The sequence below is a fragment of the Nonomuraea recticatena genome (assembly GCF_039533245.1).
Classification (GTDB): Bacteria; Actinomycetota; Actinomycetes; order Streptosporangiales; family Streptosporangiaceae; genus Nonomuraea; species Nonomuraea roseola.
Genome location: NZ_BAAATE010000032.1, coordinates 102,785 through 111,576, shown reverse-complemented (window position 1 = coordinate 111,576; position 8,792 = coordinate 102,785). Strand labels below are relative to the sequence as shown.

The window sequence follows — 8,792 nt, the reverse complement described above, 5'->3', positions numbered from 1 at the left end:
CCAGCAGCCCGTCGGCCTGCAGGCCGCGGGCGAACTTGTGCGCGGCGGCCATCGGGCCGCCGGTGTGGGAGCTCGACGGGCCGATACCGATCTTGAACAGGTCGAAGACGCCGATGCTCATCGCAGGTGTTCCGTCGCCGCGTCGAGCAGCCATGCGGCGAGGTAGGCGGCGAAGGAGGAACGGACGAGCACGAGAAACCCGTCCTGCTGGGGAAGCAGCACGACCTGGGTGCGCGCCAGCGTGGTCTGCGCGCACCGGCCGGGCCCGAAGACGCTCGGGTGCAGGTCGAGGGCGCAGCCGTGGGCCAGCACGTCGCGCGCCCGTGGCCCCGCGACCAGCAGCGTGGTGCGTTGAGCGGACACGTCCACCACCGACCCGCGCCCGTCGGCCACGGCCTTGCGCAGGAGCTCGTGCCTGAACCCCTCAGGACCGATCACCAGCCACTCGTCGGGGCCGAGCCAGGCCACGGTCAGCTCGCCCGAGCGGACGGCGGTGCCGGGCTCGGTGGGAAGCGGCGCGCCCAGGACGCCCGCGACCTCGTCGGCGGCCGGGCTCGCCGGGTCCACGCGCACGTTGACCTGTGTGAGGAAGGGAAGCTCCGCGAGGCGGAGCGCTCCGCTCGCCGAGGCGGTCTCGAACCGGCCGGCGAAGGCGGCGGCCGGGCTCCTGCGTTCAGCCATCGCGGCGTGCTCCTTCCGGGTCGTACAGGACATGGGAGGTGACGGTGACGGGGACGAGCACCCCGCCGACAGGCGCGTAGAGCCGCTCGCCCGCCCGGCCCTGCCCGCCGCTGACCAGGGCGAGCGCGAACGTGCGGCCGAGGGCGGCGCTGCGGTAGCTGGAGGTCACGTGGCCGAGCGTGGGCACGGGCGGCTCGGGCAGCTCGGCGCCGGCCACCAGGTGCGCGCCCTCGGGCAGCAGGAACCCTGGGTCCTCGGGCAGCAATCCCACGAGCTGCTTGCGGTCGGCCCTGGCGGTGTCGGCGCGTGCGAAGGAGCGCTTGCCGACGAAGTCGGGCTTCTTCTTCGACACCACCCAGGCCATGCCCAGGTCCTGGGGGGTGACCGTGCCGTCGGTGTCCTGCCCGACGATCGGGTACCCCTTCTCGGCGCGAAGGACGTGCATGGTCTCGGTCCCGTACGGTGTGACGAGCCCGGTGTCCATGATCGCGGTCCACAGGCGGTAGCCGTCCCACGAGGTCACGTTGATCTCGTAGGCCAGCTCGCCGGAGAAGCTGATCCTGCACACCCGCGCGGGAAGGCCCGCGACCTCGGCCTCCCTCCAGGTCATGAAGGGGAAGTCGGCGGCGCTCACCGCCAGGTCGGGGGCGAGCCCGGCCAGCACCTCACGCGAGCCTGGCCCGACCAGCGCGACGGTGGCCCACTGCTCGGTGACCGACGTGCAGTGCACGCGCAGCGTGGGCCACTCGGTCTGCAGCCACTCCTCCATCCAGTCGAGGACGGCCGCCGCGTTGCCGGTCGTCGTGGTGACCAGGAAGTGGTCCTCGGCCAGCCTGATGACGGTGCCGTCGTCGAAGACCATCCCGTCGGGCCTGCACATCACGCCGTAGCGGATCGCGCCGACGGCCAGCGAGCTCATCAGGTTGGTGTAGAGCCTGTCGAGAAGCTCGGCCGCGTCGGGGCCGATCACGTCGATCTTGCCGAGCGTGGAGGCGTCCATGGCCGCGACTCCCTCGCGGGCGGCCGCGCACTCACGCAGGACGGCCGCCTCCATGTCCTCGCCCTCGCGCGGGTAGTACCACGGGCGCTTCCACTGTCCGACGTTCTCGAACAGCGCGCCGTTGGCGACGTGCCACTCGTGCAGCGCGGTCACCCTGACCGGGTCGTGCAGGCTGCCACGGTCCCTGCCCGCCAGTGCGGCGAAGCTCACCGGCGCGTACGGCGCGCGGAAGGTGGTGCTGCCGAGCTCGCCCACGGAGGCGCCGAGGGCGTGCGCCACGATGGCCGTGGTGAGCAGGCCCGAGGTCTTGCCCTGGTCGTGGGCGGTGCCGGCGGTCGTGTAGCGCTTGATGTGCTCGACGGAGCGCAGGCCCGCTCCTGTCGCCCTCAGCACGTCGGCCACCGTCACGTCTCGCTGCGGGTCGACGAAGTGGGCGCCGTAGTCGGTCGCGGGAACCAGCCAGAAGGCCGCGCCAGGTGCCGTCGGCGTCTCCGTGGTGGCGCGTGGCGGGGTGTACCGCTCGCTCACGGCCGTGCCGAGCGCCGTCTCCAGCGCGCGATGGCCCGCTTCGGCGCCGTCGGTCAGGCAGCCGGTCAGCGTGAACACGCCCTTCGCCGCTCCCGCCGCCTCGACGGCCTGGCGGCAGGCGACGGGCACGATCGTGCCGAGCGCCTCGTCGTAGCGGAGCGTGCCGCCCGCCTGGCTGAACAGGTGCACGACCGGGTTCCAGCCGCCCGACACGAGCAGAAGGTCGGCGGCGAGCTCGCGCTCCCCCACCGCGGCCTCGGCCTCCGGCCGGAGCCGGCCGGCCAGGACGGAGGAGAGCTGCCCGTCACCCTGCGCGGCGGTCACCACGTGTCCTGTCAGCACCTCGATGCCGCGCTCGCGCAGCTCGGCCGCGCATGCCGCTCCGGGCGCGGGCCTGACGTAGACGATGGCGGCGATCTCGTCGCCCGCGTCGGCGAGGTCGAACGCGGCGGCGTAGGCGCTGTCGTTGGCGGTGAAGACCACGGCGCGCTCGCCTGGCAGCACGCCGTACCTGTTGGCGTAGGCGCGGGCCGAGCCGGCCAGCATCACGCCGGGCAGGTCGTTGCCGGCGAAGGCGATCGACCGCTCGTGCGCGCCGGTGGCCAGCACGACGCGCTTGGCGCGGATCCGCCAGACACGTTCGCGAGCCACGTCGGCGGGCGCGGCAGCCCCCAGGTGGTTGGTTCGCCGCTCGACGGCGACGACGTAGTTGTCGTCGTAGTAGCCGATCACGGTGGTCCTGCGCAGCACCCTCACCTCCGGCAGGCCGTCCAGCAGGGCGGTGGTCGCCGCGGCCCACTCGGCGCCGGGGATCACCTCCTGCGGCCCCAGCACGTCGTCGGGTTCGGACTCCGTGATGGTCTCGCGGGTGCCGAGCAGGCTGCCGCCCGGCTCTGAGCGCTCGTCGGCGAGGATCACCCGCGCGCCCGTGCCGGCCGCCGCCCTGGCGGCGGCCAGGCCCGCGGGGCCCGCGCCGACGACCAGGACGTCGCAGTGCGCGTGGACGGCGTCGTAGCGGGCGGGGTCGGGCTCGGTGGCCAGCCTGCCCTGGCCTGGAAGGCTGGTGGCGACCAGTCCTTCGTACAGCTCGGCGGTGGTGGCGGGCAGCATCGGCTCGGGGAAGGGCGCCTCGATCTGCACGACCGCGCTGGGCTCCTCCCCTCCTGCCGAGACGATCCCGCGGGGACGGCCGAGCTTGACGCTGGTCGCGACCTGGCGCACGCCGTTGGCCAGCAGCGCCGAGGCGAGGGTGTCGCCGGGGTGGCCGGTGTACTCGCTGCCGTCGAAGGTGAACCGCAGCGTGGTGCCGCGGTCGATGCGCCCGCCGTTCTCGCGCCTCATGAGGTCACCGGCCTTGCTTCGCCCACCCGGTAGACCGCGTGGATCTCGTTGGTCGCGGTGTCGCGCACGGCGTTGAACCAGCGGCGGCAGCCCGCGGAGTGGCTCCAGCGCTCGGCGAAGCGACCCTTGGGGTTGTCCCTGAAGAAAAGGTAGCGGGCCCACTCCTCGTCGGACAGCGCCGACGGGTCGTCCGGATAGGCGACGTGCGCCTGCCCGCCGTAATGGAACTCGGCCTCTTCGCGTGGGCCGCACCATGGGCATGGGATCAGCAGCATCGTGAGGTCCTCAGTGCGCGACCGCGGCGGCGCCGTGCTCGTCGACGAGCGCCCCGGTGGTGAATCGGTCAAGGGAGAAGGGGGCGTTGAGCGGGTGCGGCTCGTCGTTGGCCACCGTGTGGGCGAAGCACCAGCCCACTCCGGGGGTCGCCTTGAAGCCGCCGGTGCCCCAGCCGCAGTTGAGATACAGGTTCTCCACCGGGGTCAGGCCGACGATCGGCGAGGCGTCCGGCGAGACGTCCACGACCCCGCCCCAGGTCCGCAGGACGTGGGCGCGGGCGAAGACGGGGAACAGCTCGAGCGCGGCGGCCATCTGCCGTTCGATGATGTGGAAGGCGCCGCGCTGGCGGTAGGAGTTGGCCGCGTCGATGCCCGCGCCCATGACCAGCTCGCCCTTGTGCGCCTGGCTGACGTAGACGTGCACGGCGTTGGACATGACGACCGTCGGATGCACCGGCTCCAGCAGCTCGGAGACCAGCGCCTGCAGCGGGTGGCTCTGGATCGGCAGGTCGATGCCCGCGGTGGCGGCCACGACCGAGGTGTGCCCCGCCGCGCACAGCGCGACCCTGCCCGCCGCGATCGTCCCGCGCGTGGTCTCCACGCCGGTCACCCTGCCGTCGCGCACCTGGAGACCGGTGACCTCGCAGTGCTCGATGAACTCGACGCCGAGCGCCGCGGCCGCCCTGGCCAGGCCCCATGCCACGTGGTCGTGCTTGGCGATGCCCGCCCTGGGCTGGAAGGTGGCGCCCAGCACCGGGTAGCGCACGTCGGGCGAGATGTTGACGATCGGGCAGACCTCCTTCACCTGCTCGGGGTCGAGCCACTCGGCGTCGACGCCGTTGAGGTTGTTGGCGTGCACCCGCCGTACGCTGTCGCGCACGTCCTGGAGGCTGTGGGCCAGGTTGAGCACGCCGCGCTGGCTGAACAGCAGCGGGTAGTCGAGCTCCTCCTCCAGCCCCTCCCACAGCTTGAGCGCGTGCTCGTAGATCCCCGCGCTCTCGTCCCACAGGTAGTTGGACCTGATGATGGTGGTGTTGCGGGCCATGTTGCCGCCGGCCAGCCACCCCCGCTCCAGGACCGCGACATTGGTGATGCCGTGGTTCTTGGCCAGGTAGTAGGCGGTGGCCAGGCCGTGCCCGCCGCCGCCGACGATCACGACGTCGTAGGAGGACTTCGGCTCGGCGGCGCTCCACAGCCGGTCGGGGTGCTCGGGCAGGTCGGCGCCGGGTGTGCGCGGGCTCATCGGGCCTCTCCGTAGAGCGGGTGCTTGCCGGCCAGGGTCTCGACCCTGCCGCGAAGGAACGAGAGGTCGGCTCGCGGCGACAGCGCGGTGGCGATGATGTCGGCCACCTCGGTGAAGTCGGCGGCACCGAAGCCGCGGGTGGCGAGGGCGGGGGTGCCGATGCGCAGCCCGGAGGTGACCATGGGGGGCCGTGGGTCGAACGGCACGGCGTTGCGGTTCACCGTGATGCCGACCTCGTGCAGCCGGTCCTCGGCCTGCCTGCCGTCCAGGTCGGACTCGCGCAGGTCGACCAGGACGAGGTGCACGTCGGTGCCGCCGGTCAGCACCCGCACGCCCGAGGCGACCGCGTCGGGGGCCAGCAGTCGCTCGGCGAGGATGCGCGCCCCTTCCAGCGTGCGCCGCTGCCGGTCGCGGAACGCCTCCTCCGAAGCGATCTTGAAGGCGACGGCCTTGGCCGCGATGACGTGCTCCAGCGGGCCGCCCTGCTGCCCGGGGAAGACCGCCGAGTTGATCTTCTTGCTGAGCTCCTCGGTGGACAGGATGACCCCGCCCCTCGGGCCGCCGAGCGTCTTGTGCGTGGTGGTGGTGACGACGTGCGCGTGGGGCACGGGCGAGGGGTGCAGGCCCGCGGCCACCAGTCCGGCGAAGTGCGCCATGTCGACCATGAGGTAGGCGCCCACCTCGTCGGCGATGCGCCGGAAGGCCGCGAAGTCCAGCCGGCGGGGGTAGGCCGACCACCCGGCGATGATGAGCCTGGGCCGATGCTCGCGAGCCAGGCGCCCGACCTCCTCCATGTCCACCAGACCGTCGCTCTCGCGCACGTGGTAGGCGGCCACCTTGTACAGGCGTCCGGAGAAGTTGATGCGCATGCCGTGGGTGAGATGGCCGCCGTGGGCCAGGTCGAGCCCGAGGATGGTGTCGCCCGGCTCGATCAGCGCGGCCATCACGGCGGCGTTGGCCTGGGCGCCCGAGTGCGGCTGCACGTTGGCCGCCTCAGCGCCGAACAGCGCCTTGACCCTGTCGATGGCCAGCTGCTCGATCACGTCGACGTGTTCGCAGCCGCCGTAGTAGCGCCTGCCGGGGTAGCCCTCGGCGTACTTGTTGGTGAGGACGGAGCCCTGGGCCGCCATGACGGCGGCCGGGGCGAAGTTCTCCGAGGCGATCATCTCCAGCGTCGAGCGCTGCCGGGCGAGCTCGTCGCCGATGGCGGCGTGCACCTCCGGGTCCACCACGTCCAGCGGGGTGTCGATCATCTGGGGTCCTTTCTAACCGCGCAGGCGCTGCATCGCCGGGTCGAACAGGGGTTCCTCGGCGACCACGGCCCCGACCCTGCGGTCGAAGTAGCCGATGTCCACCGGTTGGCCGGGGGTCGCGAGCGCGGCCGGAAGCCACGCGTAGGCGATGCCCCTGCCGATCGTGTATCCGTAGGCGGCGCTGGTGACGTAGCCGACGGCGCGCTCGCCGTCGTAGACCGGCTCCCTGCCCATGACCACCTCGTCGGTGAGCAGGCAGGTGAGCCTGCGCTTCACCGACTCCTTGCGGGCCAGCAGGGCGTCGCGGCCGACGAAGTCGCCCTTGTCCAGCTTCACGGCGAAGCCGAGGCCCGCCTCGTAGGGGTCGTGCTCGTAGGTCATGTCGGTGCCGAAGGAGCGGTAGCCCTTCTCCAGGCGCAGGCTGGTGAAGGCGCCTCTGCCGCCGGCGAGGACGCCGTGGTCCTGGCCCGCCTCCCACAGGGAGTCCCAGAGTTTGAGTCCCATGTCGGCGGTGGTGTAGATCTCCCAGCCGAGCTCGCCGACGTAGGACAGGCGCAGCATCGTGACGGGCACGTTGCCGATGTAGGCGCGGGTGCCGCGGAAGTAGCGCAGGGCGGTCAGGTCGGTGGTGGTGAGCGGCTGGACCAGGTCGCGGGCGCGCGGGCCCCAGACGCCGACGCAGCAGGTGCCGGCGGTGAGGTCGCGCACCTGCACCGAGCCGTCGCGGGGGCGGTGCCGGTCGAACCAGTCGAGGTCGAGGTTGCCGTTCGCGCCGACCTGGAACTCCTCGGGACCGAGGCGGGCGACGGTGACGTCGCTGCGGATGCCTCCGTCGGTGTCGAGCAGGAGGCAGTACGTCACGGAGCCGACCGACTTGTCCACGTCGCCTGTGGTGAGGGACTGCAGGAAGGCGACGGCGCCGGGGCCGCTGACCTCCAGGCGCTTGAGCGCGGTCATGTCGTACATCGCGACGGACTCGCGGGTGGCCTGGGCCTCGGCGCCGACGATCGGGGACCAGTACTGTGCGGCCCAGTCGCCCGGAGTCGGGATGTCCCTTCCCTTGAGCAGCCCGGCGTTGCCGCCGTACCACTGAGGGCGCTCCCATCCCGCGGCCTCGAGGAAGATCGCGCCGAGCTCCTGCTGGCGGGGGTGGAAGGGGCTGGTGCGCAGCGGCCTGGGCTCCTCCATGGGCTGGAGGGGGTGGATGATGTCGTAGACCTCGACGTAGTTCTGGCAGCCCCTGGCCCGCACGTAGTCGGGGGCGAGCTGGTGCGGCTCGAACCTGTTGACGTCGCACTCGTGCAGGTCGAAGGTGGAGCAGTGGCCGTCGACCAGCCACTCGGCCATCGCCAGGCCGACGCCCGCCGAGTGGGTGACCCAGACCGCCTCGGCCACCCAGAACCCCTTGACCTGGGGTGACTCCCCCATCAGCGGCAGGTGGTCGGTGGTGAAGGAGAACAGCCCGTTGATGCCCTCCTCGACCTTGGCCGACCGGGTCGAGGGAAGCAGCTCCTGGGTCGCCGACCACGCGTCGGCGAAGTCGTCGGGGGTGAAGGTGAGCACCGAGGGCATCACCTCGGCGGCGTCGACCGACAGGATGTCGTCGGCGCTGATCGGCATCGGCCGGTGACCGTAGTAGCCGATGCCCAGGGTGTCGAAGCGCTCGCGGTAGTAGAGGTCGGCGTCCTGGTGGCGCAGGATGGGCCTGGTGGCCTCCTCGGTCTGTCCCGCCAGCTCCTGCACCTGCCCTGTCCAGGCGAGCTGGTGGGCCAGCGGCGTGAGGGGAAGGTTCATGCCCACCATGCGGGCGACCTTCGGCCCCCAGATGCCGGCGCAGCAGACGACGATGTCGGCGGCGATCTCGCCCTGGTCGGTCACCACCGAGGTGACCCTGCCGCCCTCGCTCCTGATGTCCAGGACCTCATGCCTGGGCAGCACCCGCACTCCGCGCTCCCGCGCTCTGGCGAGCTGCGCGTCGACCGCCCTGACCGCCTTGGCGAGGCCGTCGGTGGGCAGGAACAGGCCGCCGAGCACCTTGGATCCGTCGAGGAGGGAGTGCTTGGCCACGCACTCCTCGGGCGAGAGCAGGTGCGCCTCGATCCCCCACGCGGCCGCCCAGCCGTGCCTGCGGTGCAGTTCGGCGAGCCGTTCGGGGGTGGTGGCCACCTCGAGGCCGCCCACCTGGAGGAAGCTGTCGAGGGCGACGAACTTCTCGACCGTGTAGCGGGCCATCTCGGTCATGGTCTTCGAGCCGTTGGTCTGGAACACCAGGCCGGGGGCGTGGGAGGAGGAGCCGCCGGTGGCGGGTACGTCTCCCTGGTCGACCACGGTGACCTCGGTCCAGCCGCGGGCGGACAACTCGTCGGCCAGGGCCGCGCCGACCACGCCCGCCCCGATGATGACGACGCTCGGGCCCGTCATTAGCCACCTCCGTTGTTGCGACATATGCAACCAAAAGCGTTTTCCGCAAC

Annotated in this window: 7 protein-coding genes; all 7 read right to left on the bottom strand. The window is 72.1% G+C overall.

Features of this window, described 5'->3' with window-relative positions; all coding sequences use genetic code 11:
* Nucleotides 1-121, bottom strand: a 121-nt coding sequence (locus ABFX50_RS40320) for a serine dehydratase beta chain (RefSeq protein WP_346154214.1), incomplete at its 3' end; no start/stop codon positions are given.
* Nucleotides 118-681 carry a sarcosine oxidase subunit gamma gene (locus tag ABFX50_RS40315; RefSeq protein ID WP_346154210.1) on the bottom strand — a complete coding sequence of 188 codons (564 nt, stop codon included), beginning with the start codon at nucleotides 679-681 and terminating at the stop codon, nucleotides 118-120. The genes ABFX50_RS40320 and ABFX50_RS40315, both read right to left, overlap by 4 nt.
* Nucleotides 674-3,550, bottom strand: coding sequence for a 2Fe-2S iron-sulfur cluster-binding protein (locus ABFX50_RS40310; protein ID WP_346154208.1), 2,877 nt, complete (start codon nucleotides 3,548-3,550; stop codon nucleotides 674-676). Before ABFX50_RS40310 ends, ABFX50_RS40315 begins: the two co-directional genes overlap by 8 nt.
* Nucleotides 3,547-3,825 carry a sarcosine oxidase subunit delta gene (locus ABFX50_RS40305; RefSeq protein ID WP_183642107.1) on the bottom strand — a complete coding sequence of 93 codons (279 nt, stop codon included), beginning with the start codon at nucleotides 3,823-3,825 and terminating at the stop codon, nucleotides 3,547-3,549. The genes ABFX50_RS40310 and ABFX50_RS40305 overlap by 4 nt, the downstream gene beginning before the upstream one ends.
* A gap of 10 nt (nucleotides 3,826-3,835) precedes the next feature.
* Nucleotides 3,836-5,068, bottom strand: coding sequence for a sarcosine oxidase subunit beta family protein (locus ABFX50_RS40300; RefSeq protein WP_346154206.1), 1,233 nt, complete (start codon nucleotides 5,066-5,068; stop codon nucleotides 3,836-3,838).
* Complete coding sequence (gene glyA / locus ABFX50_RS40295; RefSeq protein WP_346154204.1) at nucleotides 5,065-6,321, bottom strand: serine hydroxymethyltransferase; 1,257 nt, start codon at nucleotides 6,319-6,321, stop codon at nucleotides 5,065-5,067. The genes ABFX50_RS40300 and glyA overlap by 4 nt, the downstream gene beginning before the upstream one ends.
* A 12-nt stretch (nucleotides 6,322-6,333) precedes the next feature.
* Entirely contained in the window at nucleotides 6,334-8,742 is a 2,409-nt protein-coding gene (locus ABFX50_RS40290) for a GcvT family protein (protein ID WP_346154202.1), read from the bottom strand.
* Nucleotides 8,743-8,792 lie beyond the last annotated feature (50 nt).

Coding starts and splice junctions, on each gene's coding strand:
- ABFX50_RS40315 (WP_346154210.1), bottom strand. CDS start 681: ATGGCTGAACGCAGGAGCCCGGCCGCCGCCTTCGCCGGCCGGTTCGAG.
- ABFX50_RS40310 (WP_346154208.1), bottom strand. CDS start 3,550: ATGAGGCGCGAGAACGGCGGGCGCATCGACCGCGGCACCACGCTGCGG.
- ABFX50_RS40305 (WP_183642107.1), bottom strand. CDS start 3,825: ATGCTGCTGATCCCATGCCCATGGTGCGGCCCACGCGAAGAGGCCGAG.
- ABFX50_RS40300 (WP_346154206.1), bottom strand. CDS start 5,068: ATGAGCCCGCGCACACCCGGCGCCGACCTGCCCGAGCACCCCGACCGG.
- glyA (WP_346154204.1), bottom strand. CDS start 6,321: ATGATCGACACCCCGCTGGACGTGGTGGACCCGGAGGTGCACGCCGCC.
- ABFX50_RS40290 (WP_346154202.1), bottom strand. CDS start 8,742: ATGACGGGCCCGAGCGTCGTCATCATCGGGGCGGGCGTGGTCGGCGCG.